Source organism: Exiguobacterium sp. 8A (assembly GCF_902506275.1).
Classification (GTDB): Bacteria; Bacillota; Bacilli; order Exiguobacteriales; family Exiguobacteriaceae; genus Exiguobacterium; species Exiguobacterium profundum.
Genome location: NZ_LR733630.1, coordinates 870,524 through 896,220, shown reverse-complemented (window position 1 = coordinate 896,220; position 25,697 = coordinate 870,524). Strand labels below are relative to the sequence as shown.

32 protein-coding genes are annotated in these 25,697 nt (G+C 47.1%); 29 read left to right on the top strand and 3 right to left on the bottom strand.

Annotation, left to right across the window (positions count from 1 at the left end; all coding sequences use genetic code 11):
* The first annotated feature begins 56 nt into the window (after positions 1 to 56).
* From GVY42_RS04660 to gcvPB, 12 genes are all read left to right on the top strand, one after another.
* A complete protein-coding gene (locus GVY42_RS04660; RefSeq protein WP_074036680.1) occupies positions 57 to 863 on the top strand; it encodes an ATPase, T2SS/T4P/T4SS family in 807 nt (268 codons plus the stop codon).
* Entirely contained in the window at positions 845 to 1,822 is a 978-nt protein-coding gene (locus GVY42_RS04655) for a type II secretion system F family protein (protein ID WP_159562470.1), read from the top strand. Before GVY42_RS04660 ends, GVY42_RS04655 begins: the two co-directional genes overlap by 19 nt.
* Positions 1,823 to 1,837: 15 nt before the next feature.
* Positions 1,838 to 2,140 carry a prepilin-type N-terminal cleavage/methylation domain-containing protein gene (locus tag GVY42_RS04650; protein ID WP_074036684.1) on the top strand — a complete coding sequence of 101 codons (303 nt, stop codon included), beginning with the start codon at positions 1,838 to 1,840 and terminating at the stop codon, positions 2,138 to 2,140.
* Positions 2,141 to 2,160: 20 nt separating this feature from the next.
* Positions 2,161 to 2,568 (top strand): prepilin-type cleavage/methylation domain-containing protein, encoded by a 408-nt coding sequence (locus GVY42_RS04645; protein WP_236548985.1) that lies wholly within the window; start codon positions 2,161 to 2,163, stop codon positions 2,566 to 2,568.
* Positions 2,555 to 2,791 carry a hypothetical protein gene (locus tag GVY42_RS04640; RefSeq protein WP_074036688.1) on the top strand — a complete coding sequence of 79 codons (237 nt, stop codon included), beginning with the start codon at positions 2,555 to 2,557 and terminating at the stop codon, positions 2,789 to 2,791. The genes GVY42_RS04645 and GVY42_RS04640 overlap by 14 nt, the downstream gene beginning before the upstream one ends.
* Positions 2,792 to 2,804: 13 nt before the next feature.
* Positions 2,805 to 3,221, top strand: coding sequence for a hypothetical protein (locus GVY42_RS04635; protein WP_074036689.1), 417 nt, complete (start codon positions 2,805 to 2,807; stop codon positions 3,219 to 3,221).
* Positions 3,185 to 3,484, top strand: coding sequence for a hypothetical protein (locus GVY42_RS04630; RefSeq protein WP_159562468.1), 300 nt, complete (start codon positions 3,185 to 3,187; stop codon positions 3,482 to 3,484). Before GVY42_RS04635 ends, GVY42_RS04630 begins: the two co-directional genes overlap by 37 nt.
* Positions 3,477 to 3,965: a shikimate kinase gene (locus GVY42_RS04625; RefSeq protein WP_031423319.1), complete on the top strand. Its 489-nt coding sequence runs from the start codon at positions 3,477 to 3,479 to the stop codon at positions 3,963 to 3,965. The genes GVY42_RS04630 and GVY42_RS04625 overlap by 8 nt, the downstream gene beginning before the upstream one ends.
* Positions 3,962 to 4,300 carry a hypothetical protein gene (locus GVY42_RS04620; RefSeq protein ID WP_074036691.1) on the top strand — a complete coding sequence of 113 codons (339 nt, stop codon included), beginning with the start codon at positions 3,962 to 3,964 and terminating at the stop codon, positions 4,298 to 4,300. The genes GVY42_RS04625 and GVY42_RS04620 overlap by 4 nt, the downstream gene beginning before the upstream one ends.
* 148 nt (positions 4,301 to 4,448) lie before the next feature.
* Positions 4,449 to 5,525, top strand: a complete 1,077-nt coding sequence (gcvT, locus tag GVY42_RS04615) for a glycine cleavage system aminomethyltransferase GcvT (protein WP_074037908.1) — start codon at positions 4,449 to 4,451, stop codon at positions 5,523 to 5,525.
* 25 nt (positions 5,526 to 5,550) lie between these two features.
* Positions 5,551 to 6,888 carry an aminomethyl-transferring glycine dehydrogenase subunit GcvPA gene (gene gcvPA, locus GVY42_RS04610; protein WP_159563647.1) on the top strand — a complete coding sequence of 446 codons (1,338 nt, stop codon included), beginning with the start codon at positions 5,551 to 5,553 and terminating at the stop codon, positions 6,886 to 6,888.
* Positions 6,888 to 8,363, top strand: coding sequence for an aminomethyl-transferring glycine dehydrogenase subunit GcvPB (gcvPB, locus tag GVY42_RS04605; RefSeq protein ID WP_196430853.1), 1,476 nt, complete (start codon positions 6,888 to 6,890; stop codon positions 8,361 to 8,363). The genes gcvPA and gcvPB overlap by 1 nt, the downstream gene beginning before the upstream one ends.
* Positions 8,364 to 8,404: 41 nt before the next feature.
* Here gcvPB and GVY42_RS04600 read toward each other — a convergent pair whose 3' ends face one another.
* Positions 8,405 to 8,785, bottom strand: coding sequence for a rhodanese-like domain-containing protein (locus GVY42_RS04600; protein ID WP_012726584.1), 381 nt, complete (start codon positions 8,783 to 8,785; stop codon positions 8,405 to 8,407).
* Positions 8,786 to 8,948: 163 nt separating this feature from the next.
* Here GVY42_RS04600 and mntR point away from each other — a divergent pair, with 163 nt between their 5' ends.
* A complete protein-coding gene (mntR, locus tag GVY42_RS04595) occupies positions 8,949 to 9,377 on the top strand; it encodes a transcriptional regulator MntR (protein ID WP_159562467.1) in 429 nt (142 codons plus the stop codon).
* Between the two features lie 174 nt (positions 9,378 to 9,551).
* Positions 9,552 to 10,079 (top strand): hypoxanthine phosphoribosyltransferase, encoded by a 528-nt coding sequence (gene hpt, locus GVY42_RS04590; RefSeq protein WP_159562466.1) that lies wholly within the window; start codon positions 9,552 to 9,554, stop codon positions 10,077 to 10,079.
* Positions 10,080 to 10,102: 23 nt separating this feature from the next.
* Here the strand turns inward: hpt and GVY42_RS04585 are convergent, their stop codons facing one another.
* Entirely contained in the window at positions 10,103 to 10,513 is a 411-nt protein-coding gene (locus tag GVY42_RS04585) for an SA1362 family protein (protein ID WP_159562465.1), read from the bottom strand.
* A gap of 14 nt (positions 10,514 to 10,527) precedes the next feature.
* Positions 10,528 to 11,469: a DUF1385 domain-containing protein gene (locus GVY42_RS04580; protein WP_159562464.1), complete on the bottom strand. Its 942-nt coding sequence runs from the start codon at positions 11,467 to 11,469 to the stop codon at positions 10,528 to 10,530.
* A 142-nt stretch (positions 11,470 to 11,611) separates the two neighbouring features.
* Here GVY42_RS04580 and aroQ point away from each other — a divergent pair, with 142 nt between their 5' ends.
* The 15 genes from aroQ to spo0A all read left to right on the top strand — a co-directional run bounded on the left by aroQ (position 11,612) and on the right by spo0A (position 25,326).
* Positions 11,612 to 12,049 carry a type II 3-dehydroquinate dehydratase gene (gene aroQ, locus GVY42_RS04575; protein ID WP_159562463.1) on the top strand — a complete coding sequence of 146 codons (438 nt, stop codon included), beginning with the start codon at positions 11,612 to 11,614 and terminating at the stop codon, positions 12,047 to 12,049.
* Positions 12,045 to 13,112, top strand: coding sequence for a Xaa-Pro peptidase family protein (locus GVY42_RS04570; protein WP_159563645.1), 1,068 nt, complete (start codon positions 12,045 to 12,047; stop codon positions 13,110 to 13,112). Before aroQ ends, GVY42_RS04570 begins: the two co-directional genes overlap by 5 nt.
* A gap of 29 nt (positions 13,113 to 13,141) precedes the next feature.
* Entirely contained in the window at positions 13,142 to 13,708 is a 567-nt protein-coding gene (gene efp, locus GVY42_RS04565) for an elongation factor P (protein WP_012726577.1), read from the top strand.
* A 118-nt stretch (positions 13,709 to 13,826) separates the two neighbouring features.
* On the top strand, positions 13,827 to 14,276 hold the full coding sequence (gene accB / locus GVY42_RS04560; RefSeq protein ID WP_012726576.1) for an acetyl-CoA carboxylase biotin carboxyl carrier protein: 450 nt from the start codon (positions 13,827 to 13,829) through the stop codon (positions 14,274 to 14,276).
* A gap of 7 nt (positions 14,277 to 14,283) precedes the next feature.
* Positions 14,284 to 15,627, top strand: a complete 1,344-nt coding sequence (gene accC / locus GVY42_RS04555) for an acetyl-CoA carboxylase biotin carboxylase subunit (RefSeq protein WP_012726575.1) — start codon at positions 14,284 to 14,286, stop codon at positions 15,625 to 15,627.
* A 112-nt stretch (positions 15,628 to 15,739) separates the two neighbouring features.
* Positions 15,740 to 16,126, top strand: a complete 387-nt coding sequence (gene nusB, locus GVY42_RS04550) for a transcription antitermination factor NusB (protein WP_159562462.1) — start codon at positions 15,740 to 15,742, stop codon at positions 16,124 to 16,126.
* A gap of 64 nt (positions 16,127 to 16,190) precedes the next feature.
* Positions 16,191 to 17,027: a bifunctional methylenetetrahydrofolate dehydrogenase/methenyltetrahydrofolate cyclohydrolase FolD gene (folD, locus tag GVY42_RS04545; RefSeq protein WP_159562461.1), complete on the top strand. Its 837-nt coding sequence runs from the start codon at positions 16,191 to 16,193 to the stop codon at positions 17,025 to 17,027.
* Positions 17,020 to 18,366, top strand: coding sequence for an exodeoxyribonuclease VII large subunit (gene xseA, locus GVY42_RS04540; RefSeq protein ID WP_159562460.1), 1,347 nt, complete (start codon positions 17,020 to 17,022; stop codon positions 18,364 to 18,366). The genes folD and xseA overlap by 8 nt, the downstream gene beginning before the upstream one ends.
* A complete protein-coding gene (gene xseB / locus GVY42_RS04535; RefSeq protein WP_012726571.1) occupies positions 18,341 to 18,565 on the top strand; it encodes an exodeoxyribonuclease VII small subunit in 225 nt (74 codons plus the stop codon). Before xseA ends, xseB begins: the two co-directional genes overlap by 26 nt.
* Entirely contained in the window at positions 18,562 to 19,440 is an 879-nt protein-coding gene (locus GVY42_RS04530) for a polyprenyl synthetase family protein (RefSeq protein ID WP_159562459.1), read from the top strand. The genes xseB and GVY42_RS04530 overlap by 4 nt, the downstream gene beginning before the upstream one ends.
* Positions 19,441 to 19,563: 123 nt before the next feature.
* The gene (gene dxs / locus GVY42_RS04525) at positions 19,564 to 21,456 is read left to right on the top strand and encodes a 1-deoxy-D-xylulose-5-phosphate synthase (RefSeq protein WP_196431845.1); all 1,893 of its coding nucleotides are present in this window, start codon (positions 19,564 to 19,566) and stop codon (positions 21,454 to 21,456) included.
* Positions 21,457 to 21,462: 6 nt separating this feature from the next.
* Positions 21,463 to 22,278 carry a TlyA family RNA methyltransferase gene (locus GVY42_RS04520; RefSeq protein ID WP_159562457.1) on the top strand — a complete coding sequence of 272 codons (816 nt, stop codon included), beginning with the start codon at positions 21,463 to 21,465 and terminating at the stop codon, positions 22,276 to 22,278.
* Between the two features lie 155 nt (positions 22,279 to 22,433).
* Positions 22,434 to 22,883 (top strand): transcriptional regulator AhrC/ArgR, encoded by a 450-nt coding sequence (ahrC, locus tag GVY42_RS04515; RefSeq protein ID WP_012726567.1) that lies wholly within the window; start codon positions 22,434 to 22,436, stop codon positions 22,881 to 22,883.
* 13 nt (positions 22,884 to 22,896) lie between these two features.
* Positions 22,897 to 24,594, top strand: a complete 1,698-nt coding sequence (gene recN, locus GVY42_RS04510) for a DNA repair protein RecN (RefSeq protein ID WP_074036709.1) — start codon at positions 22,897 to 22,899, stop codon at positions 24,592 to 24,594.
* Positions 24,595 to 25,326: a sporulation transcription factor Spo0A gene (spo0A, locus tag GVY42_RS04505; protein ID WP_074036711.1), complete on the top strand. Its 732-nt coding sequence runs from the start codon at positions 24,595 to 24,597 to the stop codon at positions 25,324 to 25,326.
* Positions 25,327 to 25,697 lie beyond the last annotated feature (371 nt).

Below are 25,697 nucleotides of genomic sequence, written 5' to 3'. Positions count from 1 at the left end.
CAAGTCCACTTTCAACATAGTGGGCTTTTTTTTATGCTTGTCTCGAGGTGAACGAGATGAAGGAACTCATTGAAGATTTACTAGATGGAGCACGTCAAATCGGTGCGAGTGATCTTCATTTTATACCCGATGCAAACCAAGTAAAGGTTCAAGTTCGCTCTGCTAGTAAGCTTGCTGCACTTCAATCGATGGATGTCGAGCTGTATGATCGACTTACACTTCATATGCGATATTGGTGTTCACTACCTGAATCTAATCAACGTATTCCACAATCAGGTGTCTATGAATTGAATCAGGATGTCATCCGGGTGACCTTTCTCCCGTCGTTCGCCCAGACGTCAATGTCTTGGCGCATTCCCCATGACACGTTTGAACTCCAGCATCTGTTACGATCACACGATGTAGAACGATTTCAGAAAGTGGTGGCATCACATCATGGTCTTTTCTTTATAGGGGGTTCTACCGGAGCGGGCAAGACGACGGTACTGTATGCCCTTTTAAATCAGCTGAAGCATGAGCGGATTGTGACGATTGAAAACCCTCCTGAACAAATGGTCGATGGTGTCATTCAGTTGGAAGTGAATGCTAAAGCTGGGCTTAGCCATCGACACTTGTTGAAAGAGACGCTTCGTGCCGACCCGGATATTATCGTGATTGGTGAGGTGCGGACAGATGAAGAATTGATGGTCGCATACGATGCCGCGCTCAGTGGTCATTTGACGATTACAACCTTTCATACCGCATCGATTCAAGATGGAGAAAAGCGGCTGACACAACTTCTTGGTATGGCGACCGTGGAAAGACATTGGTGTGTACTGACTCGAAATCAGGAGGTGACTTGCGAATGGTCAACGTTCCGATAATCCCATCGATTCGAATGATTCATCGTTTTCTTCGTCTACAATCACGAGGTGTGTCATTGAAGGTGACCATGGAGACGCTTGAACTTCATGAGAAGGGAAAAATGAAAGACTGTATTCGAGAGATGAGGGTACGTCTAGAAGCGGGCGTGAGTTTGTCTGAAGTATTTTCCATCTTGATCACGAATCGGCAAATGCAAGAGATTTTACATACGGCGGATCGCAACGGACGATTCATGGATGGATTGTCGCAAGTTGCAATGGTACTCGAGATGCGACAACGATTAAAGCAGGAGTTGCGGAGGCTAATTCGCTATCCGTTGATTATCTTTTTCATCCTACTTGCATTAGGCATGATTTATGCCTTATACATTTTCCCAAAATTAATGGGGATGGTTGATGTCTCGTCGCATGACGGCATAGAGTCGATTCTATTGTCGAATTGGTTCTTTCCTATGTTGTTTTCTATATTCGTGGTAATCGCGGTTCTCATATATGGATTTCATCGTCGAGGAGGAGAGCTCCCTTTTTACGTATGGAGACGTGGGAAAACACTCTATATGACCTATGTATTTGTCAGTGAATTATCCTTGCTCCAACATACTGAAACAAATATTAGGCAGATTATGAGTCGGCTAGCTGAGGAAGAGGGGGAAATGGCAGAGATGGCCAAGCGAATTCACCATCGCATGTCTGAAGGTGAAGGAATTGAAGCGGCGACAAGGTGTGAACCGTTTATCGATCATGAGGTTGTGAGTCTATTAGGTGTGGGTTCGATGAGTGGGGAACTTGGTAAATTGATGTCTCTTCATCGAGATCTAGTATTCGAAGAGATGGAGCAATATAGTCGGGGTTTGATTGAGAAAATTGAACCGTCTTTATACGGCATCCTCAGTGTCATGGTTGGTGTTCTTTTTTACACACTCTATTTACCGGTCAAACTCATTATGGCTCAATTGTGAAAGGAGAAAGATGAAATGAAGGAAGAGCGTGGGTTCACATTAGTTGAGATGGCGGCAGTATTACTCATTATATCAGTTCTTCTCTTGTTACTTGTCCCTTCTTTGTCGGACGGGAAATCTCGTGCTGATCAAGTGAGTTGCGAAGGTAGTGTTCGAATCGTTGAATCTGAAATCAATTTGCATTATGCGGAACATAAAGCCTATCCTGAAACGTTAGAAGTGATTAAGCGTGCGTCGGCTGCAGACCCACTCGTTTATAGTTGTCAATCCTCCGCCTATACGTATTCACCGACTGACGGCTCCTTAAAAAAACAATGAAAGGCTACACCTTGGTCGAAATGACTTGGGTACTTGTCGTGCTGTCGTTCTTACTATTGATCAGTGCACCGAGTACGAGACCGTTCGAACGAATGGAGCTCTACAATTTTACGGACTCATTGGTAGCAAATATTCAAGAAGCTGGGCAATTTCCCTATATTTCAGAAGAGGGAGATTGTGTACCACGATTGATTTGGATTTCGAAACAACAAACTTATCTGATTGTGTGTGGGCGAGAGGTAGTCAGGGAGGTTGATGTTCCTGATGGTGTGGATGTATATCTTCCGACGTACAACACTTTGACCTTTTCACAAGCGACAGCTTCTTATGCGGGACAGTGGAAATTCGTCAGTGGAAAGACATCGGTGACGCTCAAATTTCGAATCGGGACTTATGAACCGGAGGTGATTATTCGTGAAAGTGGATGAATCGGGTTTCTCATTATGGGAGCTAAGTGTCAGTCTTGCGGTGGTCATGGGGTGGATTTTCATTCTGACATCATTTGTCATGCAGGGGAACGAACGAATCCAACGGTTGAGTGATACGCTGTTCATCTATGAACGATTACAAGGAGAGGTTCTGCTTGAAGCCACTGAACCGACAGGGCGTGAGCAAGTGTGTGAGAAAGGATTTTGTCTGCCGACATTATGAAAAAGGCTTTACGATGATTGAAATGACGTTCGTTTTGCTGATCCTTCCCATGTTTCTTTTTCTTTTAGTGGAACTGCTCACGCTCGGTCAACATCTTTATGAACAGCCTAAATGGAATCATCATACGACACCTCAACTGATTGTGCGCCGTCTGATGGATAGCGAGAACTGTCGTGTTGACGAAGGGCGGTTACGGGGTGATTTCGTCAAATCGGATGAGGAGCGATGGTCATGGACGATCAAACAAGTAAATGGCAATTTGGTTATGGTCGGAGATGGAGGAGGAAACTTACTCTTTTTAAGAGGAATCGACCAGTATCATGTCGAAACGGTCGGAAAGGGATTTCGAATCTCATGGAAAGATTCATCGTTCAGAAGAGAGCGGCATGTCATGTGCATGAAGCAGGCTTCTTTCTCGTCATCACCTTGACCATTGTTGTTTGGTTACTCGGCGCCGCGTTATTTTGGTATACTGATGTGGAACGAACGACGAGGCGACTGTCAGAGGAAATCTTAGCGATTCGTTTTGAATCGCATTTGTTACTGGCGAAGGAGCGTTGCGCTGAACGACCGTTAACGTTGCATAAACCGACGGGAACTCTGACGTGTCGTCCGATTGCACCTAATCGTTCTGAAGTGGACATTGTGTTAACATCCGGCGAACGGCATAAAGAGGTGATGGTTTATGAATGATAACCCGTTTTATATCGTGGGGTTTATGGGTACAGGTAAATCTACCTTATTCTCGTTTCTAAAAGAATATGGGGAGGTCATCGATCTTGATTTAGTCATTGAGTCCATGACTGGAATGGATATCGCTACATATTTTGACCGTTTTGGTGAGTCTGCGTTTCGTGATGTTGAATCAACAGTACTGCAACAAGTCACTGCTGACTATATCCTGACAGGTGGCGGAGTGGTGGAGCGCTCTGAAAATATACGTTGGATGCGAGAACGTGGTACGATGATCCATTTAAATCTTCCGTTCGACATGTGTTGGGAACGAATCAAAGATTCTGCACGACCACTTGTTAAAAAAGGACGGGAGGATGTTCAGACGTTGTTTCAACGACGCGATCGATTATATCGAACAGCGAGTGTATCCATCGATGCATCTCAACCGCCTGAAGACATCGCCAAGCAAATCATCCGTATAAAGGGGGAAAAAGTATGATCTGGATTAATTTCGCCATCATCGTATTTTCATTAATCGGACTTGGGATATACGGTTATCTCTTGTTCAAAAACAAGATGAAACCAGAATTTGGTCGTTTGAATCGTCTGACGGAACGTTTTAAAATTCGGGCAGACGTGATTGGTCAACAGGTCAATGAAATCAAGGGACACGTAGATGCGGTCAATCGATCTGTTACTCAAATAAAAGAGTTTGGGATCAATGCGAAGAATGAATCGATTGAATTAAAGCAAGCTGCCGTTGAGCTAACCCATGAAATCAAACGGACAGCTGGAATTGAACGTTCTGACGTTTCCACCGAGTCGAAAATATGAAATAATGAGGATGAAAACGTTTTCGTTTTTCATCCTTTTTCTTTTTCACCTTTTTACCTATGCAGAAGGAATAAAAATTGTTAAAGTGGAATGGAAAACGAAAGATTTCAAAAACAAAAGCATTTTATGTTCGGGATTGGGGGATATTATGGAAAAGGTTACTTTGAAACGTACGCCTTTGTTCGAATTAATCGAACCGAAGGCGAAGATGGTTGATTTTGCGGGATTTGAAATGCCGATTATGTTCTCTTCGATTAAAGAAGAGCATTTGGCTGTACGTCAAAACGTGGGGATGTTTGATGTATCTCACATGGGAGAAATTCGAATCGAAGGGCCGGACGCGCTTGAGCAAGTTCAAAACTTGGTGACGAATGATATCTCGAAGATTAAAGTTGGTCAAGCCCAGTATAATCTTCTCTGTCTAAAAGACGGCGGTGTGGTGGACGATTTGCTTGTCTATCGATTGGATGAAGACGCTTATTGGCTCGTCGTCAATGCTTCAAATATTGAAAAGGATGAAGCGCACATTCGTCGACACGTTAAGGGAGACGTGGTTGTGACAAATGAATCTGATGAGTATGGTCAGATTGCGATTCAAGGACCGAATGCACAATCTGTTCTTCAAAGCATCACAAATGTTGCACTCGACGAAATCGGGTTCTTCAAATTCATGAACGGTGACGTGGCGGGTGTGCCATCGATCATTTCTAGAAGTGGGTATACTGGGGAAGATGGCTTCGAGATTTATGCTCGAGCAGAAGCAATTTCTGCCATCTGGGAAGCGCTTGAAGCCGAGGGTGTTACCCCATGTGGGCTGGGCGCACGCGATACATTACGTTTCGAAGCGTGCTTGCCGCTTTACGGTCATGAGTTGGATGAGTCGATCACACCATTCGAAGCGAATCTCAACTTTGCCGTCAAGCTAGATACTGACTTTGTTGGTAAGGAAGCACTCGTCACTCAAAAAGAGAACATTCCGAATCGATTGATTGGATTGAGATTGTTAGGTCGTGGGATTGCCCGTCAAGGGGCGCAAGTCGAATTGGATGGGAATGTAATCGGCGTTGTCACGACCGGTACGATGCCTCCGACTGTAAATGAATCAATCGCATGGGCACGAGTCGATGCACGTTACAAAGATGAAGAGCGTTTTGTCATCGACATCCGTGGCAAAAAGATTGAAGCCGAACGCGTACCGACACCTTTCTATAAACGAACGAAATGATACAGGGGGATTCAGAATGAACAGAATGGAATTTCGTTATTTACCGATGACCGAACAAGATGAACGAGACATGTTAGAGACAATCGGCGTCGATTCAATCGAAGCGCTTCTTTCAGATATTCCAGAAACACTTCGCGAACAAGCATCATTAGCGGCAATCGGGGCTCCGCTTCCGGAAGTCGATCTCGTTCGTCATATGACGAAGTTAGCTGATAAAAACAAACATACGAAATCATACCCGAGCTTCCTTGGAGCAGGGATGTATGACCATCTTTCGCCGAGTGTGATGAACCACATGCTTTTGCGTTCTGAATTCTATACGGCGTATACGCCATATCAACCTGAGATTTCACAAGGTGAACTTCAGGCGATGTTCGAATTCCAAACAATGATTTGTGAATTGACAGGAATGGACGTCGCGAACTCTTCGATGTACGACGGGATCACGGCTCTCGCTGAGGCGACTTACCTAGCGAGCGCGCAGACGAAGAAAAAACGTGTCGTCGTCTCCAGTGCAGTGCATCCTGAAGCAAAGGATGTAATCCGTACGTATGCTGACGGACCAGGTCTATCCGTTGATTACACAGATGTGGAGAACGGGGTGACGGATGTATCTGACCTCGATTTGACGGATGCATCGTGTCTTGTCGTACAATATCCAAACTTCTACGGTCGTATTGAAGACTTAGAAAAATTAGCAGAATTGGCTCATGAAGCCGGCGCGCTATTCGTCGTTTCGAGCAACCCGCTCGCCCTCGGGATTCTTGAGTCACCAGGAGCACTCGGTGCGGACATCACGGTCGGAGATGCACAGCCATTCGGTATTCCGCAAAGTTTTGGTGGACCGTCATGTGGATACTTCGCGGTCAAAAAATCTTTGATGCGTAAACTACCGGGCCGACTAGTCGGTCAAACGGTCGATGAGGACGGCAAACGCGGATTCGTGTTGACGCTTCAGGCGCGGGAACAGCACATTCGCCGTGATAAAGCGACATCCAATATCTGTTCAAACCAAGCACTTAATGCATTGGCTGCTTCAATCACGATGTCCGCTCTAGGGAAATACGGAATTCGTGATATGGCTGTTCGGAATATTCAAACCGCTCATTATATGAAAGAAGCGTTAAAAGCTGCAGGATTCAACATCGTGGACGAAGGACCAATGTTCAATGAGTTCGTCGTGGATTTTGGACGTGATGCAGAAGAAGTATCGCGCCATCTACTCGAGCGCGGCATGATCGGTGGTCTACCGCTTGGTACGTATGAAGGGGAGCGTCAGACACAAATGTTGGTTTGCGCGACGGAATTGCGCACGAAAGAAGAGATTGATCAGTTTGTCGAAGTGGTTGGGGGGATGAAATAATGCAACACGAGCAAACGCTAATTTTTGAAGTATCACGTGAAGGACGAACTGGATATAATTTGCCGACACCGACTGTCCCGGAGGTTGACCTTGAGACGTTGTTACCGGCTACGATGATTCGGAAAGAGGCGGCGGAACTTCCAGAAGTGTCTGAACTTGATGTCGTTCGCCATTACACGTCTCTGTCTACTCGAAACCATGGGGTCGATTCAGGCTTCTATCCGCTCGGTTCGTGTACGATGAAATATAATCCGAAAGTGAACGAAGATATGGCTCGTCTTCCTGGATTTGCACATATTCACCCGTTGCAACCGGTTGAGACGATTCAAGGTGCGCTCGAACTCATGGTGGACTTACAGGAGCAACTCGCTGAAATCACGGGGATGGACGAAGTCACACTCCAACCAGCGGCAGGTGCCCATGGGGAATGGACGGGGCTTATGTTGATTAAAGCGTTCCATGAGCGTAATGGGGATACGGCTCGTACGAAAGTACTCGTACCAGATTCGGCGCACGGGACAAACCCGGCGTCCGCAGTCGTTGCTGGATTCGAGACGGTGACCGTCAAGTCGGATGAGCGCGGTCTCGTCGATTTGGATGATTTGAAGTCAAAAGTTGGAGCGGATACGGCTGCTCTCATGCTGACAAACCCGAATACGCTTGGACTATTTGAAGCGGATATCCTTGAAATCTCAAAAGTCGTTCATGAAGCTGGCGGGAAGCTGTATTATGATGGCGCGAACTCAAACGCGATTCTTGGAATCGCACGTCCTGGGGACATGGGCTTTGACGTCGTCCACTTGAACTTGCATAAGACGTTCACAGGGCCTCACGGCGGTGGAGGTCCAGGCTCAGGTCCAGTCGGGGTGAAGCGTGACTTGATTCCATTCTTACCGACTCCAATTGTGACGAAAACAGATGATGGATATGGTCTCGATTACGACCGACCACATTCAATCGGGCGAATCAAACCATTCTATGGAAACTTCGGGATCAACGTTCGAGCGTACAGCTATATCAAGACAATGGGCGCAGAAGGATTGACGCGGGTATCCCGTGAAGCGGTCCTCAACGCCAACTATATGTTTGCGCGACTAAAAGATGCGTTCGACGTGCCATATGATACGTATTGCAAACACGAATTTGTCTTGTCAGGGAAGCGTCAAAAAGCCCTTGGTGTTCGTACACTCGATATCGCTAAACGCCTTCTTGACTTCGGTTACCACCCACCGACAATCTATTTCCCATTAAATGTCGAGGAATGTATCATGGTGGAACCGACAGAGACAGAATCAAAAGAAACACTCGATGCGTTCTGTGATGCGATGCTCCAAATTGCCAGAGAGGCGGAAGAGAATCCGGAAATCGTTCAGACTGCTCCTCATACGACGGTCGTTAAACGGATGGACGAGACACTCGCTGCCCGTAAACCGGTCTTGAAATATGAGCGTCGTGAGGCGTCATCTGTAAAATAAAGAAAGGGCGAGTCGATGATTGTATCGACCCGCCCGTTTTTTTATGCTTTTTTAATCTTGCCCTTCCAGTTCTTGAAGCCGCCTTCGAGCATGTAGATATTGTTGTATCCGTTCTTCATCAGGAGTTTAGCCGCCTGGTTTGAACGTGAACTACCTTGACAGTAAATTAAAATCGGTTGATCTTTACGCAGTTCTTTCATGCGTAGTTTCATTTGGCCGACCGGGATATTCCGGGCACCAACGATATGTCCACCTTTGTATTCGTTCGGTTCACGCACGTCAATCAACTGACCTTTACGGAGTGAGGCACGGAATTCTTCTTGTTTCATTTTTTTCAACCCGCGAGCTGGCATGAAACGCCATACGATGTAGGCGATCAAGGCAACCCATAGGAGGATGACGAGGATTGTTTCGAGTCCCATAGATGTTCTTCCCTTCTCTTTCAAAGTTACCATATCTCATTATAATGAAATTAAGGTCATGAGACAATGATTGACTCAATCAATCGGGGCTTTCCCTTTCGATTTCATTCTAATTAGGATAAAATAAGGAATGGAAACCGGAACATTAGGGGAGGTCGTGCCCATGCCGACGCCGAGTATGGAAGATTATTTAGAACGTATTTATTTATTGATGTCAGAGAAAGGCTATGCGCGTGTATCTGATATTGCGGAACATTTAGGGGTCCATCCCTCCTCTGTCACCAAAATGGTTCAAAAGTTGGACCGTGAAGAATATCTTGTGTATGAAAAGTATCGTGGTCTCATGCTTACAAAAAAGGGTCAAAAAGTAGGGAAGCGATTGGTCGAGCGTCATGCGATGCTCGAGTCTTTTTTACGTCTAATCGGAGTAGATGAAGCAGATGTGTACGAGGATGTCGAGGGTATCGAACACCATCTCAGTTCGAACACGCTCGACTGCATGACACAGTTTGTGGAATTTTTTGAAGATAAGCCTGAACTCATGAATCAATTTAGAGAATTTCGGGAACAAGAACGAGCTTCAGAAGAATAATATGTGAAAAGCATCAATCTAACTCGATTGATGCTTTTTATTTTGCTCAATATCGCTAAAATACGAACGAAACATTCATATTTATCTTAGAATGTATATTTTTTAGTCGTCATTATGTTAAGATGAATCGTGGATTGAATAGATAGGGGGTGACGGCGAACATTCGCCGGATAAATGGAGATTCAAATTAAAGGAAAACTGTTTGATGAACAGCAGATTCAAAAACGTGTGAAAGAATTGGCTGAAGAGATTGAGAACGATGCAGAGGGGATACCGATTGTGATCGTCGCCGTATTAAAAGGCTCGATGGTCTTTGCGGCAGACTTGATGCGATACATGAAAGGGAGCGTTCAGCTCGATACGGTCGCGACGTCTTCTTATGGGAAAAAGTCGGTCTCGAGTGGGAGTGTGCAGCTTCGAAAGGACTTGGATTTAGATGTGGAAGGAAAGTATGTTGTCATTATCGAGGACATCATCGACACGGGACAGACGTTGAAATTCTTATGTAAACATATGGAGCTCCATCAACCGAAACAGTTGAAAATTTGTACGCTTCTGGACAAGCCGGCGCGTCGACTCGTTCAGTTGGACGCAGACTATGTCGGATTCGAGATTCCTGATGAGTTCGTCATCGGGTATGGGATCGATTACGCGGAACAATATCGGAATCTGCCATATATCGGATATGTAGAAACAACATAAAAAGGAGCGCCGTGGCGCTCCTTTTACATGTTTGCTTTCTTTTTCTTCTTCCCTTTTTTTCCTTCAATCACTGTTAGGTGTGGAGGATTGCTACGATGTACGGTTGAACGTTTAGATAACTTGGTGACGTTCGAACCAGGTTTCTTCCCTTTCCGGTTTTTAGCGGAAGCGGAAGGTTTGACTTGAGGACCGCGACTTCCCTGCATTCGTTTTTTTGAGGCTTGCGCGGTTTTACGATAGCGTGCATCTTCTGCAGACATACGTGGTGCCATGAAGACGCGATAGATCACATAAAAGACTAACCCGAATATCCCGATGAACAACAATTGTCTAAACAGGCGACCTGGATCGGTGGCAAGCATATGCCCGACCCCGATGAAGCCAAGGATAAACACGATTGTTGCAGCGATCGAACCGACTCTTTGTCTGATCATGGTGCTTCCTCCTCTTATCCCTCTCTATGAATGACCGATTCTCCTAACTCTTTTCGTTCCCATGTTTCAAATGCTTCAATCGCGACTTGAATCTGCTCATCATTTGGTTCTCGTGTCGTCAATAATTGGAGCGACAGGCCCGGTTTGCCAAGGAATGACAGAAAGCGATGGTCGCGGAAACGGTTGGTAAACTGCAGGACTTCAAATGAGATTCCGATGACGACCGGCAATAGCGCGATTCGGCTGACGAGTCGCAACCAGAGCGGGTCAATTGGCACAATCATGTAAACGCCGATCCCGACGAAGACGGTGAATAAAATGAAGCTTGAGCCACAGCGATAATGCAATCGCGAGCTTTGGCGTACTTGTTCAACCGTGACCGGACGCCCGGATTCATAGCAATTGATGACTTTATGCTCAGCGCCGTGATATTGGAAGACACGCTTAATGAGTGGCGTCAATGATATCAAGTAAAGGTAGCTGAGTAACAATACTAATTTTATTCCCCCTTCAAGGAGGTTTTGAATCACATGTCCGGAAAATAAAGGTACGTCTTGAAACATGGCCGCGAGAAGTGCTGGCGTCACATTGAAAATCAATTTACCAAAAACGTACGAGATGACACCGACGATTGCGATGAAGGCAATCATCCATATGCTCTGTTTTTGGTCTTCGTTCGTGTTCGTATCTTCACTTGGATCGACATCATATCGATCGCTCGCAAAGTTCATATGTGCAGAACCGTTCTTTAACGATTCATACAGCGCGACAATCCCTCTCAAGAAAGGTACTTTTTTTAAAGATTGGACCCAAGGGACAAGAATGCGTGCTTGCTCGAATGTTTCAATCGAGCCATCTTTTCGCCGGATGGCAGATGCGCTTTCAGAGCGGCCTTGAAACATGACGCCTTCCACGAGCGCCTGTCCCCCGACTGGGATGGTTGGTTTGGAATTCATTCACTTTCCTCGATTCTTCAAATGTTGTACTTGAATTATACCGTGATTTGTAAAAAAAGCGAAAGGGCAGAAGGCTCGATTCACGTTCTTTCGATAAATTTGTTACAATAGATGAGACTTGACGAACGAGGGGGGAAGAAGGTTGCGGATTTTAGTTTTAAATGGACCGAATTTAAATCTACTGGGTCGTCGTGAACCGGATGTATATGGCGAGGTGTCGTTGAAAGGTTTGGCGGCAGAACTGATGCTGCGCGCTCCAGAAGACGTCGAACTCACCTTTAAACAATCGAATCATGAGGGAGATTTAATTGATGCGCTACATGACGCTTTTGATTATGAGGGTGTCATATTGAATGCAGGTGCCTATACGCATACATCAATCGCGATCCGGGATGCCATATCCGCTATCGCTGCCCCAGTCGTTGAAGTACATATCTCGAACGTGCATGCACGCGAGGCTTTTCGGCATGAGTCGAAACTTGCTGCCGTCTGTATCGGTGTCATTACCGGTTTTGGACTCACGAGCTATACGTTAGCGCTGCATGCACTAATCGAACATTGGAGGAATCGACATGATTGAACGCGTAAACAAACTGCAAGCACAGTTAGGAAAAAACGAGATTGATGCATTACTCGTCACAAAACGTGAGAATATCCGCTACTTATCTGGTTTCACCGGGTCGAGCGGTGTCATAGTCATCACGTCGAATTCGGCAAGTTTCATCACGGACTTCCGTTACACGGAACAAGCGAACGATCAAGTAAAAGGGTACGACATCATTGAGCTTGATACATCACTCATCAAGTCGGTAGCAGATGTCGTGTCCCGTGAATCCATCAAGCGCCTTGGCATCGAGCAGGATGCGATGACAGTGGGGCAATATCGTGCCTATGAAAAAGATGTCGACGCTCAACTTATTGAAACGTCTGGAATCGTAGAAAAACTGCGCTTGATTAAGGATGAATCAGAGATTAAGATTATGAAGGAAGCTGCGGCAATCGCTGATGCGGCGTACGCCCATATCCAGACGTTCATTCGTCCTGGTCGTACCGAGAGAGAAGTCGCGAACGAACTCGAAATGTTCATGCGTTCAAAAGGTGCTGACTCGTCATCGTTCGACATGATTGTCGCCTCGGGTCTCCGTTCGGCGCTACCACACGGTGTGGCAAGTGATAAAGTCATCGAATCTGGAGAATTGGTTACGCTTGATTTCGGTGCTTACTATAAAGGGTACTGCTCAGATATCACGCGTACGCTTGCAATCGGTCCGATTTCGGATGAGTTGCGTCAAATCTACGATACGGTACTTCGTGCCCAACTTGCTGGTGTAGAAGGCACACGTGCCGGAATCACTGGCATTGAAGCGGATGCATTGACACGCGATATTATTAAAGAAGCTGGATATGGCGAGTACTTCGGCCACTCGACAGGACATGGTCTTGGAATGGAAGTGCATGAGGCCCCAGGATTATCGTTCCGTTCGGAAACGGTGCTCGAACCTGGTATGGTCGTAACGATCGAGCCGGGTATTTACATCAACGGTGTCGGTGGTTGCCGGATTGAAGACGATGTCGTCATCACAGAAGACGGATGCTACCGTCTGACACAGTCGCCAAAAGAGTTAATTACGATCGAGGCATAAGCTTCATCTGAATTTAGGAGGAAATCAATATGGTATCAGTTAACGATTTAAAAACAGGATTGACGGTCAAAACGTCTGACGGTTCGATTTGGCAAGTCATCGAGTTCCAACACGTAAAACCGGGTAAAGGAGCGGCATTCGTTCGTACGAAAATGCGTAACTTGCGTAACGGTGCAATCCAAGAAACGACGTTCCGTGGTGGAGAAAAAATCGAACGCGCACACATCGAGCGTAAACGCATGCAATATCTTTATCCAATGGGCGACACGTATGTCTTCATGGACAATGAATCATACGAGCAACTTGAATTGACAAGCGCTCAAGTCAAATCAGCACTTCCATATTTGCTTGAGAACATGGAAGTCAGCATCGCGGACTACGAAGGGGAGATTCTTGGAATCGAGCTTCCAACGAGCGTTGTCTTGACAATCGTCGAAGCAGACCCAGGCGTAAAAGGTGACACGGCATCGAACGTGAAGAAAAACGCGACAGTGGAAACAGGACATGTCATTCAAGTGCCACTTTTCATCGAACCAGGTGAAAAAGTGACAGTCGATACACGTACTGGAGAGTTCATGGGTCGTTATAACGGTTAATCCTTACGAGTGCTCATTCGAATGAATGGGTGCTCTTTTTTTTCTCGTTGCATTCATTGGTCTGACCAGTTATAGTGAAGGAGAGATTAGTACCAGGTATAAACAGGGGGTAAGAAAGATGCAAATCGATCAAATTAAAGAGCTTATTCAATTATTGGACCAATCATCAGTCCATGAAATGGAGCTTGAAACATCTGATTTCAAACTGTCATTAAAGAAAGAAGCGCAACAAACAGTGAGCGCGCCTATCATGCAGACACAAGCATTCGCACCGCCTGCGCCTGCTCCTCAAGTAAATGAACAAACAGAAGAACCGACGCAAGAAAAGGCGTCTTATCGTACTATCACCTCTCCGATGGTTGGAACGTTCTATTCACGTCCGGCCCCGGATAAAGAAGCGTTCGTGAACGTCGGCGATCGTGTCGAGTCAGGACAAATCGTTTGTATTCTAGAGGCGATGAAACTGTTTAACGATGTCGAAGCGGAAATCAGTGGCGAAATCGTAGAGGTGTTAGTCGCCGATGGCGATCTCGTCGAATTCGGTCAACCGCTCTTCAGCGTGAAGTGAGGTCGTTATGAAATTATTAATTGCTAACCGCGGGGAAATCGCGGTTCGAATCATACGTGCAGCAAAAGAATTGAATATTCCGACGGTCGCTGTCTTCTCTGAGGCAGATCGTGAAGCGTTACATGTTCATCTGGCTGACGAGGCTTATTGCATCGGTCCGAATCCATCGAAGGACTCCTATTTGAATATCCCAAATATTTTATCAGTCGCCTGCGCCGTGGATGCGACGATGGTACATCCGGGTTACGGCTTTTTGGCTGAAAATGCCGAGTTCGCTGAGATGTGCGAGGCGTGTGGAATTCAATTTGTCGGCCCAAGCAGCTATGCGATTCGCAAAATGGGAATCAAGGATGAAGCCAAACGAACGATGATCGAGTCAGGGGTTCCTGTCGTTCCAGGTTCAAGTGGTGTCGTCACAGACGAAGAAGCGATGGAACTCGCGCGTGAGATGGGCTATCCGGTCATCATCAAGGCGACAGCCGGCGGTGGAGGACGTGGCATTCGCGTCGCTCGAGACGAGGACGAACTCGTTTCAGGATTGGTCGCGACACGTAAAGAAGCGAAGCAGGCGTTCGGGAATGGTGACGTGTATCTCGAAAAGTTCATCGAGTCGTTCCGTCACGTCGAAGTGCAGGTTCTAGCCGACCAATTCGGTAACGTCATTCACTTAGGTGAACGTGATTGTACAATCCAACGTCGCATGCAAAAACTAGTTGAAGAGGCGCCATCACCTGCGATTGATGAAACGACACGTCAATTGATGGGGGATGCGGCCGTCAAAGCGGCAAAAGCCATTCAGTACTCGGGAGCGGGAACAATCGAGTTCATTTACGTTCCAGAATCAAACGAGTTTTATTTCATGGAGATGAATACCCGGATCCAAGTCGAGCATCCCGTCACCGAGATGATCACAGGATTCGATCTCGTTCAAGCGCAGCTTGAAGTGGCGCTCGGACATCCGCTTGCCATCTCACAAGAGGACATTACGTTCTCAGGACATTCCATCGAATGTCGAATCAACGCGGAGGACCCATTTATGGACTTCCGTCCGATGGCAGGGAAGATTGACCAATATATCGTTCCAGGCGGTATGGGTGTCCGTGTCGATAGTGGACTCTATGCAGGAGCGATGATCCCGCCGTTCTATGACTCGATGGTAGCGAAGTTGATTGTTCATGCACCAACGCGTGATGAGGCCATTCTGAAAATGTTGCGTGCTTTGGATGAGTTTACGGTTTCGGGAATTAAAACGACGATTCCGTTTCATCAACAAGTCATGGCACATGAGCAGTTCCGCATCGGTACGTTCGATACGAAATTCGTTGAAAAAGAAATGTCATTGGCAAAATAACATGAACCAGGAAGCCCGAACATTATTTCGGTTTCCTGGTTTTTTGTACTGAATTTATGAGTGCTTTATGCTAAACTATCACAATGAAAGCATGTAAAAGGAGAGTAACTGAATGAAACGTCATGAAGCACGAGAGAAAGCGATTCAAACGCTTTTTCAAATCGAAGTATCTAAATTAGAGGTGGACGAAGCAATCGAGTTCGCATTGGATGGAGAAGAGTCTGATCCGTTTTACGAACAACTCGTCACAGGGACGCTAGAACATATTGAAGATATCGATGCGTTACTAGTTGAAAACTTGAAAAACTGGCGGTTAGATCGCCTCGGAAACGTCGAGCGTACGATTCTTCGAATGGCAACGTTCGAATTGTTATACGTCGAGACGATTCCAGAAAACGTCACCATCAACGAAGCGGTCGAACTCGCGAAATTGTTCGCGGACGAAGAAGCCGGCAAACTCGTGAATGGCGTACTCGGTAACATCATTAAAGAAGACTAAAAAAATAGAGATAAGACACCAGACCAACTACAGAAAAACCTAAAGACAACGGGGGATGAGAGAGATGGCAGTAGTGATCGACGGGAAACAAGTGGCAGCATCATATCGAGAAACGTTAAAAGAACGTGTGGCAGCACTTCGCGCACGTGGCATCGTACCGAAACTGAAAGTCGTGTTGATTGGGGATGACCCAGCAAGTCATAGCTATGTACGCGGGAAGGAACGGGCGGCAGAAGAAATCGGAATCGATTCACAAGTCCTCCGTTTTGATGAGACGATTAGCGAGAAGGAATTGCTTGACTTGATTGACTTGATGAATGCGGATGAAGAAGTTCACGGGATTCTCGTGCAACTCCCTCTGCCGAAACACATCGACGAAACACGAGTCATCATGCGCATCTCTCCAGAAAAGGACGTCGATGGCTTTCATCCTGAGAATGTTGGGAAGATGATGCTCGGACTTGATACGCTACTCCCGTGCACGCCGCACGGCATCTTGCATCTCGCAAAAACACAGACCGAGATCGCCGGAAAGCACGTTGTCGTCGTCGGTCGTAGTCAGATTGTCGGTAAACCGGTAGGCATGTTGTTCTTGAATGAATCAGCAACGGTCACATATTGTCATTCAAAAACAGCTGACCTCGGTGAGATGACACGACAAGCGGACATTTTGATTGTCGCGGTCGGACGCGCTGGTTTAGTCACAGCAGACATGGTCAAACCAGGCGCGCTTGTCATCGATGTCGGAGTCAATCGGGTCGAAGGTCGTCTAGTCGGTGACGTGGACTATGAAGCTGTTAAGGAGAAGGCGAGTGCCATCACCCCTGTTCCGGGTGGTGTCGGTCCGATGACCATCACGATGCTCATGCATAATACGGTCGAGGTTGCATCACGTGGCTAATCCACTTCCGGTTTCTGAAGTTGTTCGATATGTGAAGCGACAACTTGATGATGATGTATTGCTTCGACAAGTCGCGGTCATCGGTGAAATCTCAAATTTCAAACGTTATTCATCCGGTCATTGTTATTTCACGTTGAAAGATGACGCGTCTCGGATGAAAGCTGTCATGTTTTCTCGCGATGCCAAACAACTTCAATTCGAACCGAAAGATGGAATGAAAGTCATCGCCGTCTCAAAGGTGACGATGTATGAGGCTACGGGAGATGTCCAACTATATGTCGAATTGATGCGACAAGACGGAATCGGTCTATTGTTTGAGCGATATGAGGCGAGAAAGCGTGAATTAGAGGAGATGGGATGGTTCGACGAGGAGCGGAAGCACCCGCTCCCGACGTTTCCAGAGCGCGTTGGAATCGTGACGTCTCCAAAAGGTGCGGCGCTACACGATATCGCAACCACACTTCGACGTCGTGCACCACATGTGGCGATTACGTTGGCCCCTGTTGCTGTACAGGGCGAAATGGCGGCTCCACAAGTTGCTTCTGCCATTCGCTGGATGAACGAACGCACCGATTGTGATGTACTCATTGTCGGTCGCGGTGGTGGTTCTATCGAGGAGCTTTGGGCATTTAATGAAGATGTTGTGGTGGAGGCAATCTATGCGTCCACGATTCCCATCATTTCTGCTGTCGGTCACGAGACAGACTTTACGCTTTCGGATTTCGTTGCCGATGTTCGGGCTGCGACTCCGACAGCGGCGGCTGAACTCGCTACCGCGATGATTGATGCGCAGCGAAAAGATGTAGAACGTTTGGATAACCATCTGCACAAAGCCGTCAGAGACCAATTGGATGATTCGCGAACCCGTGTGGAACGGATGATCAATAGCTATGGATTAAAATCACCGAGGTACACGATATCTCAGAAACGGGAACGATTCGCCCAGTCGGAAATCCGTCTCGAGCAAGGGATGAGGCGACATCTCACCCAAGCCACTCATCAGCTCCGTCAGTTGTCACAGCAGCTAGATGTAAAACGATTTTCAAAAACGTTGTCCAAGCAAGGGGAAGAAGTCAATCATATGGTCGAGCGACTCCGTCGAACGAAGCCATTAGAACAAGCAACGCTTCAATTTGCACAACAGGTTGGACGATTGCATGCAGTCAGTCCACTCGCCGTCTTGTCACGTGGATATACGTTCATCGAACAAGATGGGATCTATGTGCAGAACGTGAAACAATTACGCGATGGTGATGTCTCGATTCGTTTTCGGGATGGTCATGCAATCGCTGAGGTGAAGGAGAGGATTGTCGGTGACGAAGAAAGAACAGACATTTGAGGCGGCGCTCGAGCGCCTCGAACAGATCGTCGCGCAACTCGAGAGCGGTGATGTCCCATTAGAGGAAGCGATGACCCTATATGAGGAAGGTGTCCGCTTGTCTGCATTGTGCCAGACAAAACTCTCTGCCGCCGAGAAAAAAATGGATGAAATTTTAGAACTTGATGGGACGCTTCGTGAAAAAGGAGGATCCGCATGAACCGTACCGATGACTTGAACAAGTGGAAACGGACCGTCGAACTGGCGATGCAGGAACTCATTGAGTCGAGTGAGATGCCGAAACGATTACGAGACGCAATGACGTATTCTTTAGAGGCTGGCGGGAAACGCATTCGTCCTGCTCTCGTCTATGCCGTCCTTGAAACGTATAGCATGTCACTCGAGCGAGGACGAGAGGTGGCGGCGAGTTTAGAGATGGTTCATACATACTCACTCATCCATGATGATTTGCCGGCCATGGATGATGACGATCTTCGTCGTGGACGACCGACCAATCATCGTCAGTTTGATGAAGCGACCGCTATTTTGGCTGGGGACGCCTTATTGACGGACGCATTCCGTATTCTCACACAGATGCCACTCCCTGCGCTAGATGTCGTCGAGATTATTCGTATTTTCGGATTGGCGGCCGGTAGCTCAGGTATGGTCGGTGGGCAGTTGGATGATATGCTGGCTGAAAAGCGGAACGACGTCACACTTGAAGATCTCCAATCCATTCATGAACGGAAGACAGGTGCGCTACTCGTCTATGCACTTGAAGCCGGTGCGATTTTGGCAGGGGCATCGGTGGAAGATCGGATGCACCTCAAACAGTTCGGACGTCATCTTGGCATCGCTTTTCAGATTCAAGACGATATCCTCGATGTCGTCGGAGATGAACAAGCAATCGGAAAACGCGTCGGCTCAGATGAATTGAATGACAAGACGACTTATCCGAAGCTTCTCGGCTTAGAGGGAGCGAAGCAAGCTCTTGAGCAAGAAGTGGGAGCGGCACACGCTGCAATTGAATCACTTTCAGTTCCAGCGCCGTTGCTTCTTGAGATGCTATCATTTGTAGTGAAACGAAATCATTGACCTCGGTGACACGATGAGCACATCGTGTCACCTTTGTTTTGGGGAATGTGTGGCATATGCCGTCACATTCTTGTAAAATGTAAGGTACGAATCAGTAAAATGTGAGGAGAAAGGATGGTCATTATGGACTTGACATCCATTCAAGACCCGTCGTTCCTGAAACGGATGTCTGTATCAGAGCTCGAATCGCTCGGTTCAGACATTAGACGATTCTTGATTGAAAAATTGGCAGTGACGGGAGGGCATTTGGCGCCAAACTTGGGAGTTGTAGAGTTGACGCTTGCCTTGCACCGTGTATTTGACAGTCCGAAAGACCAACTCGTATGGGACGTCGGTCATCAAGCATACGTTCATAAAATTTTGACAGGACGTACGAACCAGTTTGATACTCTCCGACAATACAATGGGTTATGTGGTTTCCCGAAACGTTGTGAGAGCGAGCATGATGTGTGGGAAACAGGGCACAGTTCGACTTCCCTCTCTGCAGCCATGGGGATTGCGATTGCGAATGAATTGAAAGGGCGCGCCAACGATCGTGCCATCGCCATCATCGGGGACGGTGCTTTGACTGGGGGGATGGCACTTGAAGCCCTCAATCACATCGGTGCCGAGAAACAGAACGTGATTGTCATTCTAAATGATAACGAGATGTCGATTGCGCCGAACGTAGGAGCGATGCATAATATGCTTGGTCGTATCCGGGCATCGCGCAAGTTGAAGCATGCTCGAGAAGAAATGGAGTCACTCATCAAACACATCCCGCTCGTCGGGAGTTCACTTGAACGGAGCGGGGAACGGGTGAAGGACCTCTTAAAATCTGCTCTCATTCCGGGAACGTTCTTTGAAGAACTTGGCTTCACTTACTTTGGACCGACAGATGGGCATGATTTGAAAGACTTGCTCGAAACGCTTGAGTACGCGAAGAAAATCGACGGTCCGGTTCTCGTCCACGTCATTACGAAAAAAGGGAAGGGATATCGTCCGGCTGAATTGGACGGTGTCGGAACATGGCACGGTCTTGGACCTTATAAAATTGAATCCGGTGAAGTCATCAAAGGCAAACCGAAAGGACCAAGCTATTCGAAAGTCGTCGCGGAGACGATCACGAAAGTGGCTGAGTCAGACGAACGGGTGACGTTGATCACACCAGCGATGAGTGTCGGTTCGAAACTCGATTGCTTTACGAAGAAATTCCCGGAGCGTATGTTTGATGTCGGAATTGCCGAGCAACATGCGGTCACCCTCGCTGGGGGACAGGCGACGCAAGGGTTGAAACCGGTCGTCTCGATTTATTCGACCTTCTTCCAACGCGCGTATGATCAACTAGTCCATGACATTTGTCGTCAAAACTTGAACGTCGTGTTCACGATTGACCGATCTGGACTTGTCGGAGCGGATGGAGAGACGCACCAAGGTGTGTTCGATATCGCCTTCATGCGTCACGTGCCAAACATTCGAATTTTGATGGCGAAAGATGAAGAAGAATTACAACAACTCGTCTATTCTGCACTCCGTTACGATGGTGGACCGATTGCGATTCGTTTCCCGCGTGGTGAAGGGATCGGTGTTCCGATGAGTGAGACGCTTCAAGAAATTTCACTCGATGATTGGGAAGTCGAGGCAGAAGGGACAGATGTCGCTATCTTGACGTTCGGTCCCCAAGTGCAAGACGCCCTCGAAGTCCGAGCACTATTAGAAGGTAAGCTCAGTGTGCGCGTCATTAACTGTCGTAGCATCAAGCCGCTCGATGATGCGATGCTGACTTCACTTTATGCAGAGGGGATTCCGCTCGTGACATTAGAAGAGGCTGCTCTCGCCGGTGGCTTTGGAAGTAGCGTGCTTGAACACGCGAATGAAGCCGGAGCGTTTCCACGGATTCAACGTCTCGGTATTCCGGATCGATATATCGAGCATGGCGGTGTCAACCAGCTCCTAGAAGAGATTGGACTGCGACCTGCCCAAATGGCGGAATCGATTGAACGGTTCGTCATGGAGACAAATCGACAGAATGTGTGAGGGATTATGGAAAAAAGAAAGAAAACTAGATTAGATGTATTGCTCGTCGAACGTGGACTTGCTGAAACACGGGAAAAGGCAAAACGGTCGGTCATGGCCGGTCTCGTCTATAGTGGGACAGAACGTCTAGACAAGGCGGGCGATAAAGTGTTTGATGATATCCCTCTCGAAGTGAAGGGTCAAGTTCTTCCTTATGTTGGACGTGGCGGCTTGAAACTCGAGAAAGCGCTCGACGTCTTCCCGCTTGATGTCTTTGGACGAGTCGGAATCGACATCGGCTCATCGACGGGTGGGTTCACGGACTGTGCGCTTCAAAACGGCGCGACTCAAATGTACGCGGTCGATGTCGGCTATAATCAGCTTGCCTGGAAACTACGGAGCGATGACCGCGTCGTCGTCATGGAGCGGATGAACTTCCGCCACGCGACGGCCGATCAGTTCCCGATTAAACCAGATTTCGCAACGATTGACGTCTCTTTTATCTCGCTTCGTCTGATGGTGCCACCGTTGAAACAAATTTTGAAGCAAGACGGTGTCGTCATGGCGCTCGTCAAACCTCAATTTGAAGCAGGGAAGGCCGATGTCGGGAAAAAAGGAATTGTTCGGGACCGTAACGTCCATGAACGAGTCGCAAGCGATATGGTCCGATACTTCGCATCGGAAGGCTTCTTTGTCGAAGCTTTGGATTACTCTCCGATCACTGGAGGGGATGGGAACATCGAGTTTCTTCTCTTCGCTCGGTACACAGGAGTAGGTGGCGTCTCGCCATCGCTACAAGTCGAAGAGGTCGTAAACGCGGCCCATGCCAAACTTAAGGGATAAAATGATGCTACAGACCTCGTCGTCTGTAGCTTTTTCCTTTACTCGTCTACTAGATGGGGAATGGTGGAAATCCCACCTGGAATGCTAGACCTTTTTTCGACAATACTTTAGAATGATAATGTGTATGTGAAACGAAAAATGAGGTGTCAGCGCTTATGAACAAAGGACAGCGATTGATTAAAATTCGAGACATCGTGACGAATCGAGAAATCGAGACGCAAGATGAGTTAGTGGATGAGCTACGTCGCTCGGGGTATCCGGTCACACAGGCAACCGTGTCTCGGGATATTAAAGAGTTACATCTGGTCAAAGTCCCATTGAACGATGGACGGTATAAATATAGCTTGCCTGCGGATCAACGTTTTAATCCATACGGTAAAATGAAGCGAATCCTTAGTGACAGTTTCGTCTCGGTCGATTCTGCTCAAAATTTGGTCGTCATGAAAGTGCTTCCGGGGAATGCTGATGCAATCGGTGTCTTGATCGATCATTTATCTTGGGATGAATTGATTGGAACGGTGTGTGGAGATGATACGATTTTAATGATTGCACGTGATGAAGAGAAAGCGAAGCAAATCATCGATCGACTACTCGGAATGTTATGAGGTGAACGTACGTATGTTAGCAGAACTATCAATCAAACAGTTTGCGATTATTGACGAATTAAACATTCCGTTTAATCGAGGTATGACTGTGCTCACGGGTGAGACAGGTGCCGGTAAATCGATCTTGTTGGATGCGATTGGATTGCTTGTTGGAGGACGTGGCTCAAGTGAGTTCGTGCGATATGGTCAAGATAAAGCTGAAATCGAAGGTCTGTTCATGATTGAACCGGATCACCCGGTCATCGAAGCGGCCGAACAATATGGCATCGATGTTGAAGATGGGACAGTCATCTTACGTCGAGACCTACATAGTAGCGGGAAGAGCGTCTGCCGTGTGAACGGGAAAATGATGCCGCTCTCGACGTTACGGGAGTTCGGACGGCTCCTGGTCGATATTCACGGTCAACATGAACATCAACATTTAATGGATGCGGAATTTCACCTTGGCATATTAGACCATTTCGCCGAAAAAGAAATCAGTCCGTTAGTCGAGGAATATCAAACGGCATTTGCGGCTTGGAAACAAGTCGCCGATGAATTGAAGCGTCTTAGTCAAAGTGAGCAGGAGCTTGCTCAACGAATGGATCTTTTGTCGTTTCAAACGAAAGAAATCGAAGCGGCTGAATTAAAAGTTGGGGAAGAACAGGCGTTGACAGAAGAACGGGATGAATTGGCCAACTTTGAACGCATTCATCAACACATTCGTCTCTCGTATGAGGCGGTTGCCGAGGAGTCAAATGGACTCGATCAAATCGGAGTGGCGATGCGCGAGATGGAAGAGGCGTCACAGCTCTCTTCGTCTTTGACATCTGTATCGGAAACTATCTCTAACGCTTATTATTTGTTGGAGGATGCAAAGTTTCAACTCCGGGACCAGTTAGATTCGCTCGAATTTGACCCGATTCGATTGGATGAGATTGAGTCACGATTGGCTCTTTTCCAGCAATTGAAACGAAAGTATGGGACGACCATCGAAGAAGTCATCACCTATGGCGAACAAGTGTCGGATGAATTGAAGTCGATGACGAACCGGGAAGAGCATTTACAGACGCTCTCAGATGAACTCATTCGATTAGAGCAGATTGCAAGAGATGCTGGTATGAGACTCTCTTCAGCGCGTAAGGTGGCTGCGGAGTCGCTTCAGCATGCGATTCATCGAGAACTGAAAGAACTATATATGGAAAAAACAGCGTTCGAGGTCCGTTTCAAAACCACATCGCTTAAACAAGATGGTTTAGATGACGTGGAGTTTTACATGATGACGAACGTTGGAGAACCGTTCAAACCGCTCGCAAAAGTCGCTTCAGGAGGTGAGCTTTCCCGTGTCATGCTCGCACTCAAATCCATCTTTTCAAGAACGGTCGGCGTGGCCTCCATTATTTTTGACGAGGTCGACACAGGAGTCTCTGGACGTGTCGCGCAGGCGATGGGTGAAAAGATCTTCCGACTTTCTGTCGGCTCTCAAGTCCTCTGTATCACGCACTTGGCACAAGTTGCTGCGATGGCAGACCAACATCTTTACATTACTAAAACCGAAACGAATGAACGGACGAAAACAAATGTGACGTCCCTCGACCGTGAAAGTCGAATCGACGAATTGGGTCGCATGATTGCTGGCGCTCAAATGACAGACTTGACGAAGCAACACGTCGAAGAATTACTTGAGATGTCACAACAAGTAAAACAGAAGTTCATCAAAGGAGTGTCATAAGTGATTACATTATGTATTGCGGACGACAATCGAGAAATCGTCGATTTGTTGAGCCGACAACTAGAATCTGAGCCTGATCTTCGTGTCGTAGGTACGGCACACGATGGAGAAACATGCTTGGATGTCGTCAAGACACACCAACCGGATGTACTCTTACTCGATATTATCATGCCGCATTTGGATGGAATCGGAGTATTGCAACGCCTAAATGAAGAATTAGGTGATGACAAACCGGAAGTGATCATGTTGAGCGCGTTTGGAAAAGATGAAGTGACGAAACAGGCCGTGCAACTCGGGGCCTCTTATTTTCTCGTCAAACCGTTCAATATTCAACAGTTATTAACGAAAATTCGTGAATTGTCAGAAGGAACAAATCGAGAATTCGACGGAATGACGCCAGAAGAAATTGAAATCTCACTCCTGCTTCAGCAACTCGGAATCTCTCCGCGAATCAAAGGGTTCAAGTATATCCGTCAAGCTGTCATTTACGTGCGAGAACGGCAAGATTTGCTCGGTCTCATCACGAAAGAATTATATCCGATGGTCGCAAAAGAGCATGAGACGACATCTTCTCGTGTAGAACGAGCAATGCGTCATGCAATCAAGACGGCATGGGAGAACGGCATGCGCGATCATGAGATGTTCGAAGGGCGACCGGAGCGTGAGCGAAGCCCGAAAAACTCGGAGTTTATCTCGTACTTCGTCACGTATGTATCGTTTAAGAATAATTGAATCATTTCATGAGGACTAAGTCGTGATGGGACTTAGTCTTTTTTGATGAAACAATTACTTTCAGATTTATTTACTTTATGAAAGAAAGCGCTTGCAAAATGGTGGGCCTTTGTTATAATAAAGATGTACCAAGTTACTTGGACAAGCGTCAGATGAACGCTTTTCAAACTTGTTCCGGAGCAACGTTTGAAGAAACCAAATCATCTCGGTTCGCTATCCGATTATAGCTCAGAGGTGGGAACGACACCTCAAGTCGTTAATGTCCCGACGTGAGGTCGCGACAGTCGCTCATTCGCGAGGCGATTCTATCATCAACTCGAAGCTAGGGGTTGATATAGGAAAAAACAATCGTTCAGTTAACCAAAAGGAGT